Source organism: Allomuricauda sp. d1, from assembly GCF_039592695.1.
Taxonomy (GTDB): domain Bacteria; phylum Bacteroidota; class Bacteroidia; order Flavobacteriales; family Flavobacteriaceae; genus Flagellimonas_A.
On the sequence record NZ_JBBUTK010000003.1, the window covers coordinates 73507 to 98951 of the forward strand.

The 25445-nt window shown below is 41.7% G+C and carries 17 protein-coding genes and 1 tRNA gene; 2 read left to right on the forward strand and 16 right to left on the reverse strand.

Features of this window, described 5'->3' with window-relative positions; genetic code table 11:
• Positions 1 to 11: 11 nt before the first annotated feature.
• The 9 genes from AAAH86_RS12205 to AAAH86_RS12245 form a co-directional block, all read right to left on the reverse strand.
• Positions 12 to 84: transfer RNA gene (locus AAAH86_RS12205), tRNA-Met, on the reverse strand.
• Between the two features lie 61 nt (positions 85 to 145).
• Positions 146 to 976 (reverse strand): sugar phosphate isomerase/epimerase, encoded by an 831-nt coding sequence (locus AAAH86_RS12210; protein ID WP_343487929.1) that lies wholly within the window; start codon positions 974 to 976, stop codon positions 146 to 148.
• Between the two features lie 4 nt (positions 977 to 980).
• Positions 981 to 1703 (reverse strand): gluconate 2-dehydrogenase subunit 3 family protein, encoded by a 723-nt coding sequence (locus tag AAAH86_RS12215; RefSeq protein ID WP_343487930.1) that lies wholly within the window; start codon positions 1701 to 1703, stop codon positions 981 to 983.
• A gap of 2 nt (positions 1704 to 1705) precedes the next feature.
• Complete coding sequence (locus AAAH86_RS12220) at positions 1706 to 3430, reverse strand: GMC family oxidoreductase (RefSeq protein WP_343487931.1); 1725 nt, start codon at positions 3428 to 3430, stop codon at positions 1706 to 1708.
• Between the two features lie 32 nt (positions 3431 to 3462).
• Positions 3463 to 6798 (reverse strand): VCBS repeat-containing protein, encoded by a 3336-nt coding sequence (locus AAAH86_RS12225; protein ID WP_343487932.1) that lies wholly within the window; start codon positions 6796 to 6798, stop codon positions 3463 to 3465.
• A gap of 109 nt (positions 6799 to 6907) precedes the next feature.
• Positions 6908 to 8398, reverse strand: a complete 1491-nt coding sequence (locus tag AAAH86_RS12230; protein ID WP_343487933.1) for a SusD/RagB family nutrient-binding outer membrane lipoprotein — start codon at positions 8396 to 8398, stop codon at positions 6908 to 6910.
• Between the two features lie 11 nt (positions 8399 to 8409).
• The gene (locus AAAH86_RS12235) at positions 8410 to 11538 is read right to left on the reverse strand and encodes a SusC/RagA family TonB-linked outer membrane protein (protein ID WP_343487934.1); all 3129 of its coding nucleotides are present in this window, start codon (positions 11536 to 11538) and stop codon (positions 8410 to 8412) included.
• A 295-nt stretch (positions 11539 to 11833) separates the two neighbouring features.
• Positions 11834 to 12862 (reverse strand): hypothetical protein, encoded by a 1029-nt coding sequence (locus tag AAAH86_RS12240; RefSeq protein ID WP_343488358.1) that lies wholly within the window; start codon positions 12860 to 12862, stop codon positions 11834 to 11836.
• Positions 12863 to 12971: 109 nt separating this feature from the next.
• Complete coding sequence (locus tag AAAH86_RS12245) at positions 12972 to 14009, reverse strand: carbohydrate-binding family 9-like protein (RefSeq protein ID WP_343487935.1); 1038 nt, start codon at positions 14007 to 14009, stop codon at positions 12972 to 12974.
• Between the two features lie 115 nt (positions 14010 to 14124).
• Here AAAH86_RS12245 and AAAH86_RS12250 point away from each other — a divergent pair, with 115 nt between their 5' ends.
• Both AAAH86_RS12250 and AAAH86_RS12255 read left to right on the forward strand, forming a co-directional pair.
• Positions 14125 to 15246 carry a histidine kinase gene (locus tag AAAH86_RS12250; RefSeq protein WP_343487936.1) on the forward strand — a complete coding sequence of 374 codons (1122 nt, stop codon included), beginning with the start codon at positions 14125 to 14127 and terminating at the stop codon, positions 15244 to 15246.
• Complete coding sequence (locus AAAH86_RS12255; RefSeq protein ID WP_343487937.1) at positions 15233 to 15934, forward strand: LytTR family DNA-binding domain-containing protein; 702 nt, start codon at positions 15233 to 15235, stop codon at positions 15932 to 15934. The genes AAAH86_RS12250 and AAAH86_RS12255 overlap by 14 nt, the downstream gene beginning before the upstream one ends.
• A 55-nt stretch (positions 15935 to 15989) precedes the next feature.
• On the opposite strand, the gene AAAH86_RS12260 is transcribed toward AAAH86_RS12255, so the two are convergent.
• From AAAH86_RS12260 to AAAH86_RS12290, 7 genes are all read right to left on the reverse strand, one after another.
• Complete coding sequence (locus AAAH86_RS12260; protein WP_343487938.1) at positions 15990 to 18032, reverse strand: c-type cytochrome domain-containing protein; 2043 nt, start codon at positions 18030 to 18032, stop codon at positions 15990 to 15992.
• Positions 18032 to 18736 carry a hypothetical protein gene (locus AAAH86_RS12265; protein WP_343487939.1) on the reverse strand — a complete coding sequence of 235 codons (705 nt, stop codon included), beginning with the start codon at positions 18734 to 18736 and terminating at the stop codon, positions 18032 to 18034. Before AAAH86_RS12265 ends, AAAH86_RS12260 begins: the two co-directional genes overlap by 1 nt.
• 123 nt (positions 18737 to 18859) lie before the next feature.
• A complete protein-coding gene (locus tag AAAH86_RS12270) occupies positions 18860 to 19891 on the reverse strand; it encodes a 6-bladed beta-propeller (RefSeq protein ID WP_343487940.1) in 1032 nt (343 codons plus the stop codon).
• On the reverse strand, positions 19891 to 21387 hold the full coding sequence (locus AAAH86_RS12275; protein ID WP_343487941.1) for a DUF1501 domain-containing protein: 1497 nt from the start codon (positions 21385 to 21387) through the stop codon (positions 19891 to 19893). The genes AAAH86_RS12270 and AAAH86_RS12275 overlap by 1 nt, the downstream gene beginning before the upstream one ends.
• Entirely contained in the window at positions 21384 to 23720 is a 2337-nt protein-coding gene (locus tag AAAH86_RS12280) for a PSD1 and planctomycete cytochrome C domain-containing protein (RefSeq protein WP_343487942.1), read from the reverse strand. The genes AAAH86_RS12275 and AAAH86_RS12280 overlap by 4 nt, the downstream gene beginning before the upstream one ends.
• Before the next feature lie 162 nt (positions 23721 to 23882).
• The gene (locus tag AAAH86_RS12285) at positions 23883 to 25229 is read right to left on the reverse strand and encodes an MFS transporter (RefSeq protein ID WP_343487943.1); all 1347 of its coding nucleotides are present in this window, start codon (positions 25227 to 25229) and stop codon (positions 23883 to 23885) included.
• Positions 25230 to 25262: 33 nt separating this feature from the next.
• On the reverse strand, positions 25263 to 25445 hold the full coding sequence (locus tag AAAH86_RS12290; RefSeq protein WP_343487944.1) for a CPXCG motif-containing cysteine-rich protein: 183 nt from the start codon (positions 25443 to 25445) through the stop codon (positions 25263 to 25265).

Below are 25445 nucleotides of genomic sequence, written 5' to 3' on the forward strand. Positions count from 1 at the left end.
GGCTTTCTTTGTAGCGGGGACTGGACTCGAACCAGCGACCTTCGGGTTATGAGCCCGACGAGCTACCTACTGCTCTACCCCGCGATGTGGGCGACAAATATACGACGGTTTCTTTGATTGGCAAAACCAGCAATTCGGTTTAACCCTATTCTCGTAAACTCTTGATAAAATTTAAGCTCTTTGGAATTTGCTCCATCACTTTTGAAGATTCATCTTCGATGAACAGATAATCGATATTCATTTTCTTGGCCTCGACAATGATTGCGGCAATATCAATTTGGCCGGAGCCCAGTACCACATTGGTCTCAACATCTGAAGTGCCATTCTGATTCCCCTTTACGCCCTTTTGACAATCTTTTAAATGCATGAGCTTAAATTTTTCAGGATATTTTCTTAACCATTCCAATGGGTCTTCTCCAGGATGGGCAAACCAATACACATCCATCTCAAAATCAAAATGCTCGGCACTTTTAATCATGTGGTCCATCAACAAGCCATCACCATAGGGTCTAAACTCATAACCATGCGGATGGTACGCCAATGTGATGCCTTCGGCTTTCATCTTTTTCCCTGCTTTATTGAATGCATTAACAGCTTTTCGGGTTTCTTCTATTGTAAAAATGGTATCGTTATGGGGTATCCAAAAACAGACAGCATACTTGGCTCCATAATCCTTCGCCTTTTTGATAATCTTTTCAGGCGCATCACGAAAATCTTCATAGCTTCCACTAACACTTACAATACTCAGGTCATGTTTAGATAACAGAGCCTTATATTCCGGCATTGAGTACCCGTGGGTGCCCCCGTTGCCTTCTTCTAAGTTTGAGATGCCCCATGATTGGATTTTCTCTAACGTACCCGGCACATCCTTTTCCATCTGATGGCGAAGGCTATAGAGCTGCAATCCTATTTCCTGCGAGACTGAAAAAAAGTTGATCAGTAAAGTAATCAGCAAAAAAAGCGTTGCCCGTTTCACTTTATCAGGTTATCAAATTTCCATCGTCATCCCATTCGGCCACAATGTTTCTTTTGCTTTGATCAATGCATTTTGCAATCCATTCAGGGTCGTAAGAGACACCATGTTGCTCCAACACATCATCGGGAACGCCATTCCACACGTTGGGCATATTGCCCTTGTAGCCCAATTCTTCGATTCCGATTTTTGAAGTGTAGAATCCTGTCATCGTCAGGTTGCGTACCAATGCGAAAAAATTGACCCCGAAAGGTCTTTCAATAGTTGGCACATCTGGGTCATAAAAAGCCACTTCATCTAAAATAGCCTTCTGTTGGTCTACGGTGATTGATTTGAATTCTTTACCAAATGCCGTGTTTGATGTATGATCCAACCACATCAAACCTCCTTTTAAATCGGTTTGCATTTGTTCTGATTCGGTATCTCTGGCCATAAAATCAATAAAGGAAACCACATCTGCATCAGAAGCACCTTTGTACGCTTCACTTGGTGGAAGAATCAAATCACAGAGCACGGTCATTGTCTCTTTTTCGTGGTCTTTGAAAAAATCTTCACCGCTCTTGATTTCCTCCAAAATCTCATTTTCATAATCCGTTCGCCACTTTACAGGATCATGCGTTCTGACGTCTGTAACTTCTGGTTTCCCATCTTCTGTCTTACACCCATGGGCCACAAGGCCCGTAGCGACTGAACCCAGCACAATCGACTTTAAACTTTCTCTTCTATCCATAGCTAAATGTTTTGCTTTTTTAATTGGTCAACTATGTAGTCAGACGCCCTCCATGAAAGTGCCAAGATGGTCCAAGTACAATTCTTATCTGCTTGGGAAGTAAACACTCCGGCATCGACCACGAACACATTATCAGCATCGTGCAATTGTTGGTATTTATTGGTAACCGATGTTTTGGGGTCATCACCCATTCGAGTGGTGCCCACTTCGTGGATGATCCTACCGGGAGTATGCAGCCCGTAATCTTTATCCTTGCCCGGTTTTTCGCCCAAAAGCTCACCACCCATATTGGTCAAAATCTCTTCAAAGGTATTATGTGCATGTTTGGCTTGGTTTCGCTCCATATCAGACCATTTATAATGGAAACGCAGTACAGGAATACCCCATTCATCAACCACTGAAGGGTCAATCTCACAATAATTATCTTTCAATGCGATAGATTCTCCCCTTGCTGATATGCCTACGACAGCACCGTAATATTTTTTGGCATCACTTCGTAGCATGTCACCGTAACCACCCACTTTTGTGCCGAAGAATTTGTTGAAATCATTGACATTGAAGCCAAAACCATAACTGGGCATGCCCATACCGCCCCAGATTTCAAGGTGGTACCCACGGGGAAAGTCGAGTTTCGAGTTGTCGCCCCACCACGGTGAGTAGATATGCATTCCGCCCACACCATCTTCATTATAGGACACCTTACGATTCATCAGATCGGGAACAAACGCTGCCCTATCCGCACCCGTGGAATCATGTAAATATTTACCGACAACATCACTACTGTTTCCAAGTCCGTTCGGGTGTTGCTTACTTTTGGAATTCAACAGGATACGTGCCGAACTGCAGGCCGATGCGGCCAAGATGACCGTTTTACCCTTTAGCTTGTACTCTTTACGGTCTTCTTTGTTGATATAGGAAACGCCCGTTGCCTTACCTTCTTCGTTGGTGGTCACCTCACGCACCACAGAATTCACGAAGAGATCAACTTGCCCACGACTCTTTTGTGCGGGGAATATCAAACAGGTGCCCGCCGAGAAATCTGCATAGACCTGACAGGCCCTGCCGCATTGACCGCAATAAAAGCACACACCCCGTTCCTTATTGATTCGCTTGGTCAACATTGACATTCGGGATGGATAAACGGGAACACCCGATTTTTTAGCCCCACGGATGTAGAACAATTCATGCAAGCGTGGTTTTGGGGGCGGTAAAAAGAATCCATCGGGGTCGTTTCTAAGCCCTTCGTTGGTACCAAATACTCCAATCAGTTTATCAACTTTGTCATAATAAGGCTTGACATCTTCATAGCCAATCGGCCAATCATCTCCGTAGCCATCAATGCTCTTGTGCTTGAAATCATCAGGGCCAAAACGAAGTGAGATTCGCCCCCAATGATTGGTTCTGCCACCCAACATGTGCGAACGAAACCAGTCGAATTTGGTGCCGTTTTTATGCGTGTAGGGCTCACCTTCGATATCCCATCCGCCATAAGCGGCATCAAAATCGCCAAAAGGCCGATACCGCGTACCTGCCCCCCTTCGTTCAGACTCCCAAGACCAGCGAAGTTGGGTTCTTTGGTCTTGGTCAGCTGGATCAAAGAAAGGGCCCGCTTCTACAACAGCCACCTTTAAGCCAGCATCGGCCAAGACCTTAGTGGCCATTCCTCCACCAGCTCCCGAGCCAACAACAATGGCATCGTAGATTGTGGAATTTTCAATTATTTGCATGTCTTTTCTTTTTGTATGAATTAGTCATATTCTCAGTTCAATTCAAAAAATTGCATTGTATCATTGTTGTTGGCAACGGTGATTACTGTTTTTCCGTTGATATTCAATTGTTCTATTTTTTTTGCGTCTTTAGAAGCGAAAAAACCACTTTCTGAATATGGCAATGCCTTAAAGCCCCCTTTTCTGTCACCCAAGAGCATGGTGCCGATTCCGGCATCGTTACGCGGTGTTTCAATTTCTGAAACGAAGAGATTGCCGATGCAGAGCGCATCCAAACGACCATCGTTGTTGAAATCTCTGACCAAAAAGTCATTGATGTTCGTGAATTGGGCCCTGTGAGGTAGTTTGGTCAGTTTAAAAGTGCCGCCACCTAAATTTTCAACATAATGTGAAGCGAAAGTATCGACTTGATAATGCAGTGCATTTTCTAAATTTGCCTTTCCGTAGGCCTGTTCTATATCCAAGGCAGCAAAAACGTCATATTTCTTGAATTCTTCTTTGAGCATCGGTACCTGTTCAGAAGAACATGAAAACCCCCTTAAGGGATAATGCACACCGTCACTGTAGTAACCAAGTACAATATCTCTGCTACCGTTGCCATCAAAATCATCGTAATAAATATCGAAAGGAGCTTCAGGGGAAGTTTTGTACTTATAGTTCAATCCGAGGTTACCAGCCAAAAAATCTATATCGCCATCAGCATCAAAATCACCTGAAGCCAAGCTAAACCACCACCCCTTTGTTTTTTCAAAATCCGCTAAGGCTTGTTTTTTCAAATGACCTTTCTCATTGGAGAAAATGATGATAGGCATCCATTCGCCCACCAAGACCAAATCTAAGTCGTCGTCATTATCATAGTCTGCCCATGATGCATCTGTGACCATGCCCAAATTGATGAGTTCAGGTGCATGTGACAATGTCGCGTTCACAAGCTGACCGTTGTCATTGCGGTACAAGGTGCTTGAGGCGGCTGAAGGATAGCCATGTGGTTTGTGTCTACCCCCCACAAAGACATCCACATCACCATCAGCGTCATAATCTGCCACAACTACTTTTGAGCCACTCTCTCTGTTCACGTTGAGCAATGCCCCTTTTGTGAAATTTCCGTTTCCGTCATTTAAATACAATCGATCAGTGTAATGAAAATCATTGGGCCGATATTCATTGCCCCCACTGACCACAAAAAGATCTTGAAAACCATCATTGTTGACATCCAAAAAAACAGCGTCGACATCCTCAAAAGGCGCTTCTTTCTTCCAAAGCAATTCGTCAATTTTCTCAAATTGACCCTTGGCCTTTTGTACCAACAGTTGTGCGGGCTGCCCTGTTGCCCCGCCAAAGAAAAGATCGTCTAAACCATCGTTGTTGACATCGCCCACTGCCATGGCCGGACCAAATTGAGACATTTTATGGGGCAGCAAGACTTGAACCTCAAAATCGTCAAACACGTTTTCTTGATGTGCAAGTTCTAAATCAGCGTTTGGTGCCACCTTGGTGAGAAGTGTTTTTTTGGAATTGTTCTTCCGCTGGAAGGGTTTCGCATCAGCATGACTGGCAACAATCAATTCATTGGCCTTGCTATTTTTTAAAAGGGATCTTTTTCCATCAGGCCATACTATCGATATACTGTCTGCCTTATCTTGCTCGCCTAAGCCAAAATGGACGGCGGATTCACTTGTGGAATAAATTCCACGAACATTTGTAGTTTCAATTGTCTGGGGCCCGTTTTTTGAAAATAACGTAACTCGTGCGCCGAAAACAGTTTTGTTGTTCTCATCAATCAATTGAATGCGCAAAAAGTTGCTTCCACCTATTGAATCTGAATTGTTGCGGTATATGAATGCCGGTGCATTGATGTTATTGACCACGAGATCTAGGTCGCCATCATTGTCTAAATCGCCATAGGCGGCACCATTTGAAAAAGATTCGGTATCAAGGCCCCATTCTTCTGCAATTTTTTCAAACTCAAGATTACCCTTATTCTTGAAAGCATAGTTCTTCAGTGGCTGTGAAGGCATCATACCTAAAACCGTATCTAAATCTATGATGTCAAAAATATTGTCAAGACCGCCCCCATCAGGATTTTCCTTTATCCAATCAAAACGTGTCTGGTTCACGTAATTGGCCACTGCTTTGTCAGCATCGGTATTTCGTATGTCGCGCAGTAGACCATTGGTCACGAACACATCTTTATGGCCATCATTATCTAAATCTGCGATGAGATTTGCCCAACTCCAATCGGTTGCAGCCATATTGGCGAACTGTGCCACATCACTAAATGTTGTATTGCCGTTGTTTAGTTGAAGTGTATTGAACATATATTGGTAATGACCCCCTTGGTCATATACATCCCAAAAAATTTGGCGATCCATCCCGCTCATATTCGATTTCAAGCGAAAATTATCTTCAGCAACCATGTCTAGAACAAACACATCCAATTGTTCATCATTGTTGATATCGGCAACGTCGATCCCCATACTGTAATACGACATGTGGGGCAGCACATTGTTTGCAATGTTGGTGAACGTACCGTCTTGATTATTGATGAAAAGAAAGTCAGGGGCATAGAAATCATTGGCCACGTACAGATCGGTATAGCCATCATTGTTCAAATCGCTCGCGGAAACTGCATTCGGAAAACCTGTTTTATCCAAACCTGTCATCATTGTAACATCAGTGAATGAGCTGCCCTCATTTTTGTACAATCGTACACTGTACTCGGGTTTTAAAAGCTCAGTGCCAACCAATTGGGACAAACTTCCTGGATTGGGAGGTTGTGTCAACAGGAATAAATCTAACAACCCATCATTATTGTAGTCAAAAAAGGTGGCGTGTCTTGTTCTTTGGTCATTCGCCACACCAAATTCTTTGGCCTGCTCCGTAAAGCTGCCGTCGCCGTTGTTCATATAGAGCAAATTGGTCCGCCATTCGGGCTTTTCGTCGTAGAGTTCACGGCTTACATAAATATCTAGATGTCCATCATTGTTCACATCGGCCAAGGTGACTCCCGTTGACCAGCCGCCATCATCATTGATTCCCGCTTTACTGGTAACATCTTCAAATTGTAGATTGCCCTTATTGAAATAAAGCTTATCGGGTGTCATGTTGCCCGCAAAAAAAAGATCTTGAAGTCCGTCATTGTTAAAATCTCCAATGCCCACCCCACTGCCTCCGTAAAAATTAGCATACTTCAAAATATTATGCTCTTCAGAGTCTTCAACTTGGTTGGTAAAATTTATACCTGTTTCATTTGAGTTCAAAAGGGTGAAGCGATGCTTAAAGCCATCTTCTTTTTCTGAATTACAACCAAAGAGTAGGACGATGGTACCGAATACCAAAAAAGGCTTTCTACATATTTTTGAGAGCATTTATTAAAATCGTTTAAATAAAGTAAAGGAGAGTTGCCCCTCCTCTACCTTGCTTAAATTAACTAAAAACTAACTCAATTAATTAGCTTCTCATTTTAAATCAAAAGTATCATTGAACATCCCACCACACCCGTGTGGTAAGCTCATCCGGTCCTTGCCTTGCGATTGCTTCATCATAATTGGCCTTATTATTGACCTGCTCACTTTCAGAATACGACATTCTACGCGGTATTGTACCATTTGTAACGTTGCCAGGAAAGTTTACAGGCACTAAAACAGGAAAGCCCGTTCTTCTCCAATTTGAAAAAGTTTCATATTCATTCAAGAAAGTGGCCGCCCAATATTGGGTGTTTATTTGCTCTAAGGCATTAGCAGCGTCATAGGGATTATTAGCCAGATAGGTGTCGATGTCACCTGATGCAATTACACCCCCGTCACCATACAACGATAACATTTCCATTGCTGCCCTAACACCATTGTTGTAATGTGTCTCTGCATCACCGGCAAGACCCCAACGAACACTGGCTTCAGCCAACATAAATTCAACCTCAGCATAGGTCTGGAAGAACATAGGTGCATCTTCACCTGTTATAATATTTCTGTTAGGTTCTGCGTAGGCATCGGTATTCTCTTCGCCGGTCATATCCATTAGCATTTGTGCATTGAGACCATTTGGAAACCCTTGCAAGTCTGCTGGGTCCGTGCTTCCGTCGCCTCTTCTAGCCCCTAGAATAGGTAATCTTGGGTCATTTCCTGCTTGCAGAAAATCTACAAACGTTTTGCTCAGTCTGGGATTACCGTCTACAGTGAAAACCTCGCCATTGCCATTTCTATTGACTCCTTCAGGACCTGCGGTATGGGGCACGTAAAAAATATCTGCATTTGATTCCATTACACCTCCATTGATTGCTTGGGTCACCCATTGCTGTGATGCTGCTGGATCTACCTTAATCAGCCTGAAGCCAAGCCTTAGCATCAATGAATTGGCCAACCGCTTCCATTTGGCTTGATCACCTTGGTAAATAATATCGGCGTCACCAAAGCCTGAAGTTCCTGAGCCCAGTGCAGCGGCAGCTTCTTGTAATTCGTTGAGCATGTCCGCATAAATCTCACTCTGCGGGTCGTATTTAGGAGTTAAAATACCCTCTAGAACAGCTTTTCCCGCTTCACTGTAAGGTACATCTCCATATAAATCGGTCAATCGTGAAAAAACAAAAACACGCATAATACGGGTAATTGCCTTCATTTCATCAGGAGCACCTTCTTCATCCAATTGCACAAGCATATCTTCCAAAGATTTTACGGCATTGCCGTAGTACCTATCCATCAATGAGGAGGCATAGCCCCTGTTCCATGTATATTTATCACCATCCCAATACCCTGCTGTAGTGGCAATATGCTGCATCATGGTAGATTGATAAATCAAGCCCGCTCGCCAATTGTCATAGCGCTCACTGGATGCAAAAAGCTGGGCTGCTGTCAATTTTGTAGACACGTCAACCTGACTAGGTCTTGTAGGGTTTACGTTTAGTTCTTCAAAACCCTCATCACATGCCCCCATAATCAGGGCAAACATTAAAATATAGATCGTTTTTTTCATAACTGTTTTTTTTAGAACTTGAGGTTACAACTTAGTCCATAACTTCTAGTGCCGGGTAGACCAAAATACTCCAATCCTTGTGAGTTACTCACATTGTAGGCACTTTCAGGATTTACATTTTCGACTTCATTCTTGATGAAGAACAGATTTTGGCCAATCAAACTTATTGAAAGGCTGTTTAAAAATGTTCTATCTAAGATACTGCTTGGAAAAGAATAACTTAAACTTAATTGTCTAAAACTAATGTAATCAGAATCATATACAAACTCTTCAGCTATATCGTTCACCCTGCCCCAATAGGTCTGTAAGTTTTCTGGGGCCACAGTGGTCGTGAATGAAGTACCTGTTCCGGCATCGGCATCAAAAGTGCTTCCTTCGACCCCGCTTACGGTCAAACCATTCTCTCGACCTTCAAGGGTAGCTTTGTGCAAGCCCGTTCCATAGGCAACAGAATTGGTACCCGAAAATAGTTGTCCGCCAAACTTGGCATCGATCAAAAAGTTCAAATTGAAGTTTTTATATCGAATATTGTTTGTAAAACCAAGTTGCCACGGAGGAACACCCTCACCCAATATCTTTCGCTCGCCTTGACGCGGAATGGGCACCCCATCGCCATCAATATCATAAACTATGTTGCCATTATTATCCCTGACATACGATGTACCGTAAATGACTCCATAAGGTTCGCCAACAATTTGTTGAATTCTCACGTTTCTGGTACGTGGTTCGTCTAGACCAATATCTGCATTATCTTCGTTTGTGCCAGTGACCGTACCTTCATTAAAGGTGGCATTGATGCTTGTGGTCCATGAAAAATCGGCGGTTCTGAGTGGCGTGCCCGAAAGCAAGACCTCAACCCCTTTGTTCTCGATACTACCCAAATTCGCAGAAGCCGCATTAAATCCTGAGCCAACAGAGGTCGTTACATTCACGATATCATTGGTGGTCTCATTCTTATAAACTGCCAAATCAAGTGACAATCGATTGCCAAAAAAACGTGCATCGACACCCACTTCAATCTCAGACTTGTTGAAAGGCACTAAATTCGCGTTGGGAACAGTACCTCCTGATATTCTGCCCAAAGGTTGACCAAGGTGGCCCTGCCCGAAAATTTCATAGTTCAGTGCCAATTGATACGCTTCTTGTGCTCCACCGGCCACTTCACTGTAGCCACCACGTAGCTTCAAAAAATCCACGGCCCCGCCAATGTTGAAAAGATCCGATAAAATCAAGCTACCGTTCAAGGCTGAATAAAAATCATTGTTAGGGGTTGTTTTACCCGGAAAAGAAAGTGTAGAAAACCAGTCATTTCTTCCTGTAAAGGTCAGATAGGCCATATCATCATACGACAACTCTATGGAGCCGTAAAGTGATCCAATCTCTCTTTTGTTGTAGTTTCTACTTCTAGACTGTTGACCTAAATTGGCAATGTCTTCAAGGCCCGGTACAATAAAATCACGCCCTCCCAAATTCAATTCTTCAAATTCAATGCTGTTCTTATTGGCTCCGAAGAAAGATGATACAGCAAACTTATCCGTGATTTCCTTGTCAATGCCCAATATCAAATCAGAGTCGACTTGTGTATAACGTCTTTCTTGCTCGTTCATACTTCCCAATGGTATAAATGCCGTACCAAAAGGCTCAACCCGGGTTTCTTTACGGGTATAGTGGTCGGTACCTACCCTTCCCCTAATATAAAGCCAATCAAAAATATCGTACTGTATCGATGCTGATGCAATGACACGGTTTCGAGTATCTTCATTTCTGAAATTAAAAGCTGCCCAATACGGGTTTTGTGAGAACACATTGTTTGAATAGCCCCTTTCAGTACCGTCTTCATTAGAACCTGGCTGCATTGTCCTCACATCTACGTTGGGCGAAAGCAGGCCAACGGTGAAATTCGCATTACCTGGTGAATCTGATAGACGCACCCTATTGTTGGCATTTTCAACGATATATTGTGCATTCACCTGTGCCGTTAATTTTTTAGCCATCGTGGCTCCAGCATTTAGCGAAAATGTTTTTCGGTTTATACTAGAGTTTGGAACAATATCATCATTGGATAGGTCTGTGGCCGAGAATCTGAAATTTGAATTCTCTGTTCCATTTGATACGGCCACTGTATTGATGAATGTGCTACCCGTTCTGTAAAAATGATCTAGGTTGTTCCCGACATAAGAATATGGTCTTTCAACCCCATCCCATTGCACTACTTGCGAACCGTCTAATCTTGGGCCCCAAGAACTTAACCCCAAATCAAAGGCTTCTGCCTCATTCGCGGGAATCCTACCCTGGGTTCCTTGCCCATACGAAGTCTGAAAATCACGTAGTGAAGTATTCACCTTATCAAATTGAACTGAGGTGTTGAATTCAACACCAAGGCCTTCTTGACCACGACCACTTTTAGTGGTGATCAAAATAACCCCGTTTGCTCCTCTGGAGCCGTATAATGCAGTCGCGGCACCACCTTTCAACACCGATATTGATTCAATAATGTCAGCGGCCAAACTAGAAATACCGTCACCACCGTCATTACCGCCCCAAAGACTTGCCGAGCCGTTGTTATCATTGCCGATTGGTATTCCATCAACTACGTACAGCGGTTGATTATTACCGGTTAAAGTACTGTTACCACGAATAATTACCCTACTAGATCCACCGGCGCCAGTGGCATTCTGGGTAATGTTCACCCCTGCTATCTTACCTTGCAACGAGTTAATGGCATTCGGTGTCTTCACAGTTGCTATTTCTTCGCCCCCAACCTGGGTTACTGCATAACCCAACGCTTTTTGTTCTTTTCTGATACCAAGGGCTGTTACCACAACCTCATCCAAACCTTCTGCAGATGCCTGCATGACTACGTTAACGTTGGTCCTGCCATTTACCGCAACGGTTTGTTCAGCAAACCCAATGCCTGAAAATACCAAATTGGCGTTGCTGGGCACACTGATTGAGTAATTGCCATCAAAATCTGCCGAAGTACCATTTGATGTGCCTTGCTGTACCACATTGATACCAGGAATCGGAGCTCCTGTCTCAGCATCAGTTATGGTACCCGAAACTGTTATATTTTGCGCCTGCACCCCTTGAAAAACAAAGAGACAGAAAACAAAAAAAGTGATTTTTTTAAGGTGTTTCATAAGTTGCTAGTTTGATTGTTCATTCAGTTAGTTTTATAGTTGCCTAACTACTAATATTATGTTACGAAAATGTTAATTGAACTTTTTTCGACCAACGACAATTGAGAAAAGCCAAACAACAATATAAAATAGCTGTTTTTTTAAGTGAATTTTTATCAGAATCACAACTGCAATCGATGTAGGGTTGTGATTTCTTTGCACAATGCAGCGTTTCTTTTAAGATGACCCATCATCATTTGTAAACGTGCCCCAACCTTATGTCTTTTTTGCTAAATTTTTCAATAGACATATTTACCTATTGGTTCAATTCTTTCTTTAGTGTCTTTAAAACTCTTAAATGTTTATCTGTTAATGTATTTCCATCAAATAACGACACTCCCTTTGCACCATTCTGTTGGGCAATCAAAATGGCATTCTTGAGTTGTTCTGGATTTAAATCTGGAAGATAAAGTCCGGTATGCAACTCTGTTTGTTTACCCACTAAATCTTGAACACCTTGTTTTGTCGCATAACCGATCCAGTCTAACTCTTCATTATAAAAACCATGATAGGTCATGGGCAAAACTGCATCGACTTTCCATTTATCCCATCGTTGCCGAACCATGTGGTCTGCCATTTCAGGGTAAGGAAATACAGCAGAGGTCAGCAATTTTCCATTAGAATGGGCAATGTCATACGCTTCATCAACAATAGATTTAATACGGTTTAATCTAAAGTTTTTCCATTCCATATCAATTTCCGGATGTTCAAAATCTTTAGGGTTTTTATGGTGGATTTTTTCGAACTCATTCACACAAACATCGCAATAACAAAAATCAAACTCGGGCAGCTCAGTATTCTGAACCAAATCATATTTAGGCAAAAGGCCTATTGGAAGGAAGACATCAGAATATCTGATGTAGTCAAGATGTACACTGGTAACACCATCTACTTCTGCCAAACTTTCTACCAGACTCAGAATGTGTGCTCGAGATTCTTTTCTTGTTGGGCACAGCCACTTGTAATAGCCTACGTAGGGCGGATTATCATAACAGGATTTTCCTTCCCTGCTCACAGCGTACCACTCTGGGTGTTGCTCTGCAACTTCATCGCCAGGTCTGTTGGTCGTGAACATCCAAGCGTGAACTTCAAGACCATGTTCAACGGCAAGAGGCACCAGGCGCTCAAGAAGTTTTGGGTCAGTGCCCGTGTTTATCAAAACAGCATCAAAACCGTTTTGACCGTATTTTTGAAATTCTTCCGCATACGAAATATCGGTTCTGTCAGCATTGGCGGTGATCCATGTCCAAAACTTAAAGCTGATCTGTTTTGAATCTGTGGTCATTTTCTGCCCATCATGCTTTTTTCCAATAAAGATTTGGTTATCCAAAAAACCTACCGCCAACAAGGCTAAAAGTCCTACGAATACAAATTTATAATTGCCAATTTTGAACTTATTCTTTTTTGATGAACTTTCCATCGTTCTTGATTATTAATTGTTCTCCTGAAAACGGACTTATGCACCACAAATTCCATCCTGTTCTATGTGTTTCTAGGTTCAGGGCTATCTGTTCTTCAAAAACCGTCGCATATTTTGGCAGCTTTTGATTTATGTCGCCGTGCAATTTTCTATACCATTCATACAGCATCCATTTTACGTGTTCATCTTTTGGGATGCTGAATTCTGTTGGCCTCTCAGGCATGTTGCCAGAGAAAAACACATAACCCCAATGCTCGGGCTCGTGCATGTTGACCACCCACTGCGGCGACCACACCCAATTGTATTCTGGCAAATAATTGTCAGAAGCATCCTTTTCTCTATGATAATTTCCGTTCTCAACATTAAAATCCCAATTAACCCTAGAGAAGTTGACCCGCCAATATTTATTTTCAGGTAAGTTTCCATCGGAAGCTGCCTCGGTTATGGCACTCCATGGAATCGCAATTTCTATTGACCAACCCTTATCAAGATCGCTCGGATCGTTGATTGTACCGTCAACGTATATTGCCGATTTGAGCCCTTGAGCATCCCAACTATCGAGTACCTTGCCCCCATTTCTATAGGGCTTGGTCAAGAACAAATCCCAAGGAGTGTTCAAGCTATTGATTTCCAATTCGTAATAATTATGGGTATCTCCATCGGGGTCGATAAAAATCTCAAAATCATTATTGTAAAAGATAATCGTATCGCGCTGCTTGAGATTACCCCATACATGGGGCTCTTCCATCCTGGCAAAAACATAAAAATTCTCTTCATCCCACAGCATTTTTGCCTTTGCTTCGAATTTTGGCTTTTTGATCCCCTCAATATCAATAAAATTGTCTGTGAACGGAGATTTTTTCCAAGATACCTCATCTGCAAGGCCGTCAACATTGATTTTATCGGTTGTTTTATAAGCAACGTAGGTACGGGGGGCATGACTAAACTGCCCGAATAATTCTACTGTTGCGGCCAAAAAAGTGTAAACAATAAATGTTGTTGTTGTTTTCATTTTCACTTTTGTCATACTTTGAAACACAAAAACCGAATTAACTAATATTCTTAAATTTATTGATATTCATTACCATCTTTTAGACCAATAACAAGTGAGCAATGACCAGTAACGTATGAAAACCACGGCTAATAGTATTGTAAATACAGAACAAAGCAACCTTTTTTCATCCGATAAGGTTGGTGGGTATAGCATTACATATAAACATCATATCATCTTTTGGACCATCTATTTCATATTCAATACTTTGAGATGGGGCAGTTATTTTGACGACTACAGTTATTCGCTGCAGTCCAATATTATTGGGTTTCCCATTCACATGGCCTTGACCTACTTCAACATCTATTATTTAATGCCAAAATTTGTCTTCAAAAAAAAGTACCTCACCTATGCAATTCTTATGGTGATTTCACTTTTTATCATGCTATTGGCAAAGTATAACCTCACCTATTACCTGATCAGCACCAATGTCTGGCCAGAGGGGCCAGAACCCATCGACAGTCTTACGATAAATTATGGCGTTCAAATGATGCTAGGTGAGCTGTACGTGGTTTCATTTGTAACTGCAATCAAAATTACAATTGATTGGTTACGAGAACACAGCAAGTTGCACGAGCTTGAAAAGCGCCAGTTATCAACTGAACTACGGTTTTTAAGATCTCAGGTCTCACCACATTTCTTTTTCAACACCTTGAACAATATCTATTCCTTAACACTTAAAAAGTCAAATCGAGCCCCCGAGGTCATCCTCAAGCTATCTGAGTTAATGCGATACCTTTTGTACGCGACAGATAAAAGAAAACAGACACTCAAGAATGAAATTGAGTGTATTCAGAACTATATTGATCTTGAACGCATCAGGTTTGATGATTCATTAGAGGTTGAGATAGAAATATCTGGAGATTTAGAAAATAAGGTCATAGCACCAATGTTGCTTATGCCTTTAATAGAAAACTGTTTTAAACACGGTGCAAGCCAAAATATCGGAAAAACCAGAATCTCATTATCTGTACATGTTGAAGAAGATTTTTTATATTTCAAATTGTCAAACACCAAACCAAAAAGAAAAAAGAAAGACAAGATGCCAACTCGAGCTGGTGGCATTGGACTATCAAACGTAAGAAAAAGACTTGAACTTGGGTATCAAAAGGAAGATTATGAATTGAACATCAATGAAAAAGACAACGAATTTCATGTTTTACTCAAGCTAAACATTTCACCGAATGAAACTAATTAGAACCATCATAATTGATGATGAGCCTTTGGCCATTAGTATATTGGAAGACTACATAGAAAAAGTCAAACACCTAAACCTCATCAAGACCTTCTCAAATGCAATTGACGCCAGTTCTTTTTTGAGTGAACAATCTGTTGATTTGATTTTTTTGGATATCAATATGCCAGTACTTGACGGTTTTGGGTTTCTTGAATCCATAAAGTCAAAACCAATGGTAGTGATAACTTCTGCCCATGAAGAATATGCCATAAGGAGTTATGAGATAGAGGCCATTGATTATTTGGTAAAACCAATTCCATTTCCGAGATTTTTAAAGACGGTCAACAGGGTGGCCAACCTTTTTTCAAAAGACAAGTCGCCACCATCAGATGAGCACCAAAGTATCTTTGTCAAGATAGACAACAAACGGTTACAGAAAATATATTTGGATGAGATATTGGTCATAGAAAGCCTTAAAGACTATATCAGGATAAAAACAACATCTGGTAAATACATTCTACACAGAACTTTGAAAGCTTTTACCGAAGAACTACCGAAAAACAAGTTCTTAAGAATTCACCGGTCTTATACCGTAGCCATTGAAAAAATTCAATCGATTGAAGGTAACAGCGTTGAAATCGATGGTATGCGTTATACAATAGGCCGAAGTTATCTCGAGGATACGAAACAGAGAATATTGAACACATAGCCTAATCCACACATCAGTTTTGTTGTTTTATTAATCCACAATAAACCTTTGATATTTAGTTCAGCACTATTTCATCAACAAAAATAAAGCTGTCGCCTCCAGGATTCGGATGCCAATTTGGGTTTTTTCTTTGGTTCAATACCTGTACCCGAACACTTTTTAATTTGGTCTCATCAAAATGAATGTTAACCAATTGCCGTTCGACACTACTGGATGGCGGATTTGGAGGTAGGTCAATGGTTTTTAGCAATTTATAATTTTTACCATCAGACGCGCCCCAAACTTTATATCCTATCGGTGAAAAAATCCAGCTTGTCGGTGCAGAAAGATGGCCAACAGAAACTGTGCTGATTCTAGTGGCTTCTTCAAGTGTTAAAGTACTTTGCAGGTGTGAGGCTTCATATCCAATCCATTGGCCATCAACAAAATTTGTTGTGCCCCTTTTTTTATCAATAAGGGTTTTTGGGCCTTGTGCTTTATATTTTTCATGGGGCCGTTTTGTCAAAGTTACATCCGTAATCTTTGCACCTGTTTTCAAGAAAGTGGCTTTTGCAGGCTCGCTTACACCCCAGCCCTCTTTTTCACTGTGGGCTAAAAACGTCATCGACTTTTTCAAGTAAAAAGGCTCTTTGTACTCTACAGTGACCGTATCACCGGGCATTCTTGCATAACGATAAAATGTTTTTGTGTCGTCAAAAACAGTGCTTATGGTCACTAAAAGTGAGTCATTGAAGATTTCGTGTTCAGCAAGAAATACAGGAGGGGCCAATTGACTTGCCTTAAACTTTTCATCAATATGCTGACCATGAACAAGAATACCGTTTTGAGCCAATTGAACATTGCCTTCATCAGAAATACTGTTGGGAGACAAGTATACGTCTGCAAGGTTAGGAAGTTGCTTTAAAAACTTGAAGTCTGGTTCTGAAGCTTTTACCCCAAAAAGATTAAGTGACTCTAAATATTCCAAATCTTTGAAGGTATCAAAAGATTTTGGGGTAATGGCAGTGCCTTGCAATTGAAGCTTTGTCAGGTTTTTAAATTTTTTCAGGTGCTTGGCCAAAGTGTCATTAAAATTAGTATGGCCAAGGTTCATTTCAACAATATTTTTATTTACGCTTTTTAGTAGGTAAAAATCGTCTTCTGAGACATCTTCGCGTTGCGAAAAATTAACCTGTAAAAGTGGATTGTCTATTGACAACTGTTGTACAGAAATGTTATTCTGTGCTAATTCGACAAGCCTCTCAGAAGCAATAAAATCGAGCTCTCTGGCCAATTTCCCTCGTGTTGAATTGTCCGTTTCGAGTGTTGCTAAAATTTCCTCAGTTTTTGCATCGGTATCTAAATCGGCAACTTTACAATCAAAGCAATTTTTGTTTTTAATCCACCATTCCAATAAGACCATCTCTTCTTCTGTCAGCTGTTGTTTTCCCTTGGGTGGCATGTGCTCTTCATCCTCCATGGGTAAATCAATTCTGTGCATCAGTAGATTTGATCCGTGTTCTGTAATTGTATCAAACAAGCTGCCTGTATCACCACCGGCCAAAAGATGTTCTTGAGTCTTAAGTTGAAGCCCACCTTTAATTTTACTGGAATTATGACAGCTTACACACTTTGCCTCAAAGATGGGTTGTATTACCTGTGCATAAACTTCAGCTTCTTCAATATTTTCGATTTCAATGGTTTTATCAGCTTTTTCAGCAAAAAGAAACCCTTCACCATGTGTCATGTTTCCCCCAAGGTGACCCGTGATGGTCAATAAAAGCAATGAAATGGCAAAAAGCGGTAAATAGCTTTTTTTTGCAAGGGGTTTATCACTTTTCTTGATAAAAAATAAGGTGATTATGGTCAGCGTAAACGCAATGCCCATCCATTTATGTCTGCTGAGCATGGTATCATCGTAACCTCCTCCATCGCCCAAAAGCCAACCCGTTGCCACAGAAAGAACCGCAAAGAAAGCCCCATTGCCCAAAATGAACAACATCATTTCCTTACTGATTTTATTGGGATATTTCAGCTGCCAAAGTTCCATAAGAAACCCAATAAAAATGATTCCAATGGGCAAGTGCACTAAAAGTGGGTGTAAGTTTGCTAGGTTCATTAAGGTTCAATCAATAGTTCGTCAATAAAAATCCATGGCACAGTGCCCTTACCTGGGTGCCAATCAGGTATGGCATCCAATGCTTTGATCGTAACAACCAGTTCACCATAAACCCTTGGGATTGTATCGATGGTCAAAAAGGTGGATTCTGAACTTTCAGCGGTACTGGGTGCTTCAAATTCTTTTGTTCCAATAATTTCTTTTGAGGCCTCAACTTTGACCGCTTTTGGGCTAAAAATCCAAGAACCGTGGTCAATGAGAATGCCCATTTGCAACTTTGATATCATTGTCGGCTTTTTGAGCTTTACTGAAATGGTTATTGTTTCTTTTTGAAAACCAAGCCAACTATGGCCATTTCTGAAGTTGGTGGTTCCTTTTTCTAAATCCACCAACGTTTTCCAACCTTTCCCATTATAGGCTTCGTTGGGCTGTGGCTCAATAATAAGTTCAGAATCAACCATGGAATGAGTTATTTTAACTACCTCTATGGTTTGCAAATCGCTGCTCTCAAAATCAGGGTGCTCCGACCAAAAAGAAACCCATTCTGATTCTTTCAATACGATTGGCGATTGATAGGTGTGCTGTTGACCATCTCTTTTAAAGTAGACCGTAGAGCCCGATTCACCTGATTTGGCAATAATAGTTGCCCTTTTTATAAATAAAAGAGAGTCAGCTTCAATTTTAGGGGTGCTTAGCTTAAACATTTCCGTTTTGGCAAAATGATTTTGCGCAAAAGAAATCTGAGAGGCCATGAGAGCCATTACCAAACAACAAGTCGCTTGGGCCAATGATATTTTGTATGATGACCTAAATAACATTCAAATAAATCAAACTCGTATTAGTTTAATGGGGTTGGTGCCAAAAGTATTCCATTGCGGAATGTACAGATTCTCATCGTCGTCGACACAAACATCATGCGGATGGTGAAATACTTTTAGAGCCTGATAGACGGGACTCAATGCATTCTCCTCATAATGTGGCAGGCAGCCGCCGGGTGCGGATACCAATTTGTCTTCACCATTCAAGATTGAAACAAAGCCTGTACCCGGTGAACCGTCACCTGACCAGATTGTGGCCAAGTATACATTTTGTCCTTTAATAACAGGTCGGCAGATGTATGCCCCCGGCAGTTCAATTTCATTCAAAAGTTGTCCATCCAATGAAAAACGTTTCAATTTATTTTGCTGTCTTGCCGTTATCAACAATGTAGGGGTGCTCGTTCTGTTATCTAGGCAGATACCATGCGCATTGTCAAAATGATAGGCTTTGGAACCTTTACCACCAAAAATGTTCAACAATTCGCCTTTTGCATTGTAGTGGAGAATGTATTGTTCGCCATACCCATCAGCAACGTAAATATCGCCATTGGGCACAATTGTTGTTTCCGTTGGTACGTACTTCTCTATGGACTCGTATTTACCTGATTCCATCGGGCAGGGAAAAATCTGCAACACCTTGCCATCTAAAGTGGTTTTGATCACTTCATGTCGTTCGTTGTCGGCGATGTACAAAAACTCCTCCCCGTTTTCATCATGTATGGTCAGACCGTGGGCACCGGGATATTCAGTTCCCCAATAATCCAGTAGCTTTCCGTCTTTATTGTAGATTAAGACATTGTTTTTAGTGTGGTTGGTGAGAAGAAAAATGCGTTTTCTCTTATCCATAACCATTTCATGGCAATCCTTCAAGGGATGAAAAGTACTGTTGAGAGCGCCCCAATTTAAATCAATTTTATAACGAAAATCACCATGACCGATGATGGCATCTTTGTTTTGGGGCATTGATTTGGCAAATCCATCGCCCGTACACATGGCCAATGATGCCATACCCGTATTTCTGATGAATTCTCGGCGCTTCATCAGGCCAAAATAGATTTTACCAAATGTCCTTCCACATCTGTCAATCTAAATCGTCTGCCCTGATACTTATACGTGAGCCTTTCGTGGTCAATGCCCATTAAGTGTAACATGGTAGCCTGAAAATCGTGAACGTGTACCGGGTCTTTCACTATGTTATAGCCAAATTCATCAGTCTCACCATAAACAAAGCCAGGTTTTATTCCACCACCTGCCATCCACATGGTAAAACATCTTGGATGATGGTCACGGCCATAATTTGTATCGGTGAGAATACCCTGTGAGTAATTGGTTCTTCCAAACTCACCTCCCCAGATGACCAAGGTGTCTTCCAATAGGCCGCGTTGTTTTAAATCTGCTACTAAGGCTGCGGAAGCTTGGTCAACATCCTTTGCCTGTTTCTCAATCGCCCCAGGCAGGTTATCATGTTGATCCCAACCCATGTGGTACAACTGTATAAAGCGTACATCTTGCTCTGCCAAGCGTCTTGCCAGTAAGCAATTGGCCGCATAAGTGCCGGGAACTTTCGCATCGGCACCGTACATTTTATAGATATAATCAGGTTCGTTGGCTGTATCAATGACCTCGGGCACTGAGGTCTGCATGCGATACGCCATTTCATACTGCGCAATACGGCCCTGTATTTCGGGATCGCCAAATTCATTGTATTGTTGCTCATTCATTTCGGCGAGCATATCAAGCATGTCGCGCTTGGTCTTTTTTGAAATCCCATCGGGGTCATTCAAATAAAGTACGGGGTCTTTTGCCGCTCTAAACTGCACTCCCTGATGCTGGGAGTGTAAAAAACCATTGCCCCAAAGCCTAGTATACAAAGGTTGCCCATTGGGCCTGCCGCTTCCGCGGGATAAAAGCACTGTGAAAGCCGGTAAGTTTTCGTTTTCACTGCCCAGCCCATAGCTCAACCATGACCCTATACTTGGCCGACCTGGTTGTTGTGAGCCCGTTTGAAAAAATGTCACCGCCGGATCATGATTGATCGCTTCAGTGTACATCGATTTGACTATACAAAGGTCGTCAACCATTTTGGCCGTATACGGAAGTAGTTCACTGACCCAGGTCCCATTTTTTCCATGCTGTTTGAATGGAAAAAGGGAGCCCACCAATGGAAAACTATCTTGGCCCGAAGTCATACCTGTCAGACGTTGACCATTTCTTACAGATTCTGGCAAGTCTTCTCCACGGCGTTCGTTCAACAATGGTTTGTAGTCAAATAGTTCCAGTTGTGATGGCCCACCACTTTGAAAGAGATAAATTACACGTTTCACTTTTGCAGGATGGTGCAAACTGCCCAAAATACCTCTGGGCCCGAGAGGATTCTCTGTTTTGGTCAAGAGTCCGTTTTCATTCTTTGAAAAGAAACTACAGCCGCCCAACAGGGAGGATAGTGCCATACCCCCTATACCCAGTGCAGATTTCTTTAAAAATGCTCGCCTATTTTCGTTGAGCAGGTTTTCTTGAATGATTTTTGATTCGCTCATGATCTTGTGATTGTTTCGTCTAAATTCAGAATCATCTGAGCCACCAAGGTCAAACCGGCCCATTCATTTTTATTGCGTATTTCTTCAGTCGTAAATTGACCGATATTCAAATAACTATCCGGTATGACATCGCCATTGTCAATTTTTGATAGGGATTCATCATAAAATGACTTTAGTTTTTCCAACTCTGCTTCGTTCGGCAATCTTGAAGTTGCTTTTCTAAAAAGAAGAATGATTTGTTTTTCAACGCTTTTCTCCTCTTTTTTAACTTGATAGGCCATGGCCCTGGCAGCCTCAATCAACTGGGGGTCATTTAAGAGTACCAAGGCCTGTAGCGGAGTGTTGGTCTCTTCTGTTTTTACTGAGCATAAATCTCGTGAAGAGGCGTCAAAGGTCAACATACTTGGTGGCGGAACGGTTCTTTTCCAAAAAGTATAGAGACTTTTTCGGTAAAGATCATCGCCTTCACTCATGACATAAGTCGCTGTACTGCCACCACCACCACCCGTGGTTTCTTCCCAGATGCCCTCTGGTTGATAAGGCTTGACACTCGGACCACCTACTTCGGGATTCAACAAACCACTAATGGCGAGGGCTTGGTCTCGAATGCTACCTGCAGATAGGCGCAAACGCGGAGCACGTGCCAGTAGCATATTTTCAGGGTCTAATTCTTTCAGCCTCTCTGAAACCCTTGAAGATTGCTGATATGTTGAAGACAATGCAATGTATTTTATCATCTTTTGGATATCCCATCCATCTTCCATGAATTTTATGGCCAAAAAATCCAACAACTCAGGATGTGTCGGAAGTGCCCCTTGATTACCAAAATCATACGATGACTCTACCAACCCTCTGCCAAACATTTTCTGCCAAATTCTATTGACAGCAATTCGAGCGGTCAAGGGGTTGTCTTCATGAAAAAGCCATTTTGCCAACCCCAATCTGTTTTTAGGGTATGCTTCAGGATAGGGAAGAATACGCTCTGGAGTATCAGGATACACCTGATCTGTCGGTTGGTCGTAAACCCCCCGGTCGAGTACATAGGTCGGGCGAACATCATTCATTTCATCCATGACCAGGGTGGTCACTTGTTCTTTCTCAACCGAGTTCATATTGACAAAATCCAAGACCCCTTGTGCCTCTTCTTTAGTTATTGTGATGTACGGTTCGGGAATGTCTTCGGCATTGTTCATCAACCCCCTTTCGTTGACGTTGTTGAAGAAACTAAAAAGCTCAAAATGTTCTTTTTGGCTAATGGGGTCATATTTATGGTCATGGCATCTGGCACACTCCATGGTCATCCCTAAAAAAGCCGTTCCAAAAGTATTTGTACGGTCCTCGACATATTCAATCCGATATTCTTCAGGAATTACACCTCCTTCTGCGGTAATCTTATGGTTTCTGTTAAAACCAGTGGCCAAAACCGTTTCTTTGGTGGCATCGGGCAATAAATCGCCCGCCAATTGAACAGTCACAAACTTGTCATAGGGCATATTTTCATTGAATGCCTTGATTACCCAATCGCGCCATGGCCACATGGTACGTTCAAAATCATCTTGGTAGCCGTGTGTGTCCGCATAGCGTGATACTTCCATCCAATCAGCAGCCATGTGTTCTGCGTAGTCTATAGAATTGAGCACTGAATCAATAAAAATGGAAAACTGTTCATTGTTCTTACTGTTAAGAAAAGTATCCAGCTGTCTTATTGATGGAGGCAATCCTGTAACATCAAGATATAACCTTCGAAGTAAAATTTCTTTTGAGGCCTTTTTTGAAGGTTGCAACCCATTTTCATTAAGCTTACGAAGCACAAAAGCATCAATTTCGTTGGCACTCCATTGATCATTTATTGTTTCAGGAATTTCAGGTTTTTCTGGTTTTACAAAGGCCCAGTGTTCTTTGTATTCGGCGCCTTGTTCTATCCATCTTTTTAACAAGACTTTTTCATGTTCTGAAAGCATTAGATTTGATTCGGGAGGGGGCATCAATAAGCCCGAATCCTCAGAAAAAATACGATGAACCAACTGACTTTTCTCAACATCCCCGGGAACAATCGCAAAACGGTCTGAATTCTCTCCAAGTGCTTTATAGGCCTCCTCTGCGGTATGTAGTGACAAATTGCCCTCGATTGCATTTTTGTCTGGGCCATGGCATTTAAAACAGCGGTCTGATAAAATGGGTTTGATGTGGAGCGAAAAATCAACAGCATCTGGAATCTTTTTTATGCCACTAACATTATCTACCAGTAAAACAGCTTCTTTCTTTTCTTTGCAGCCAATCGAGAAAAGCACACAAAATAGAATAAGCGGTAAAGTGAAGAAATTGCTCTGCATTTGTCTATTGAAAAGATTAATTCATAAAAGTTACCGAATAAAGGTTTTTTTCTAAAGTAATTTTCGACGGATAACATGTACGAAAAGATAAACAAAAGACAACGCAGTAAAATCTTTTGATTCTAGAAAAAAACATTGAGATTTCTCATGAGGATATGGAAATCATCCTTGAGCTGCCACAGACACCTGTTTTTCCTTGCGTCTATTTAAAAACTTGCCTGCCATCAAAATAGTGATTAAAAAGAATATCACGGCACCGATAACAAATACATACGTGGCTATCGATTCAAACAGCATCCCGCCCAAAATCAATCCGAACATGCTTGCAATACTGCCCATGCTATTGCCATAGCCCTGAATGGCACCTTGTTTTTGTTTGTTGCCCGTTCTTGACAACAGTGCCATAAAACTGGGCCACATAAGACCGTTTCCCACAGAAAGTAAGGTATTGGCGACATAAAGGATTAAAATATTTTCTATGGACAACAAAAAGAAACTCAACGCCAATAGCAATGAGCCAATGAGGATAAGTGCTTCATTGCTCACTTTATCAGAAAGCCAATTCAAAACGGGCCCTTGAACAAGTACCATGATCAAGCTCGAGTAGGCCAAAAAGATGCCCAAGTCGCTCGCAGACCAGTGTAAAATGGTATTTGCATAAATGGGCAACCCCGCATAAAACAGACTGAAGGCTAAAAAAGTCAGAAAATAGATGGAAAACAATAATGGAATACCAGGTTCTGAAAGAATGGTTTTCCAGCTTTCTTTTACTTGTGGGTTGGCTTGCAGCTCGCCATCAAAATAGCAGTCTTTGTGTTCAACCTGAAAAAAGCGTCTGAAAGATTTAAGCTCAATCCCTCCGGTATCGACCACACACGGATTACTTTCTTCCAAACGGGTGTTGATTACAAAAATGGCAATCAGAGAAATCACCGCTGCTAAAATCAGTGGCAATACCTCACCCAGATAGGTGGATGCCAAAATTCCCGCTACCGCTGGGCCCAATACAAATCCCAGACTGGTCGAAGCACCCATTTTACCAAAGTTCTTGTTGCGATCTTCATCTGTGGAAATGTCTGATAGATAAGCGTTCGCCACTGAAATGTTTCCGCCAGTAAAACCATCAAAAATTCTGGCCAAAAATATAACCAGTAACGGAAGTGTCATCACATAAGAACCGGTAAGACCCGTATGTTGTGACCATAATTCGGTCTGGGGCAGAATAAACGCCAACAAGAACAGTAGCCATGCCAAAAAAGTGCCCAATTGACTGATGATAAGTACTTTTTTTCTGCCCACCCTATCGGAAAGGCTTCCCAAAATCGGTGCCCCGATAAATTGAAAAAAGGGGTACATCGCCCCCAAAATTCCATAGATAAAACCATTGCCCCCTAAATCGGTCACAATAAAAATCAGGATTGGCACCACGATACTATAACCGAGAATTCCGATAAAATTGACCAGTAAAATTGGAAATATTTTAGGCGGAATAATTTTGAAAAAGTTCATTGAAGCACAACCTTTTGTTTAAAGGTAAGCAAATTACTGCCCCAAAGGATTGGCTGCAAAAGAGGCAAGTTCATCATTGCTAAAATGGGTCGTTATTTCAATGGGGTTGCAGCAAACCTCGCAGTCTTCAACGTACACTTGCTCGACTATGGACGTGTCTAAGAGCATGGAGATTTCTTCCCAACAGTACGGACATTGAAAGAAGTGTTCGAACAT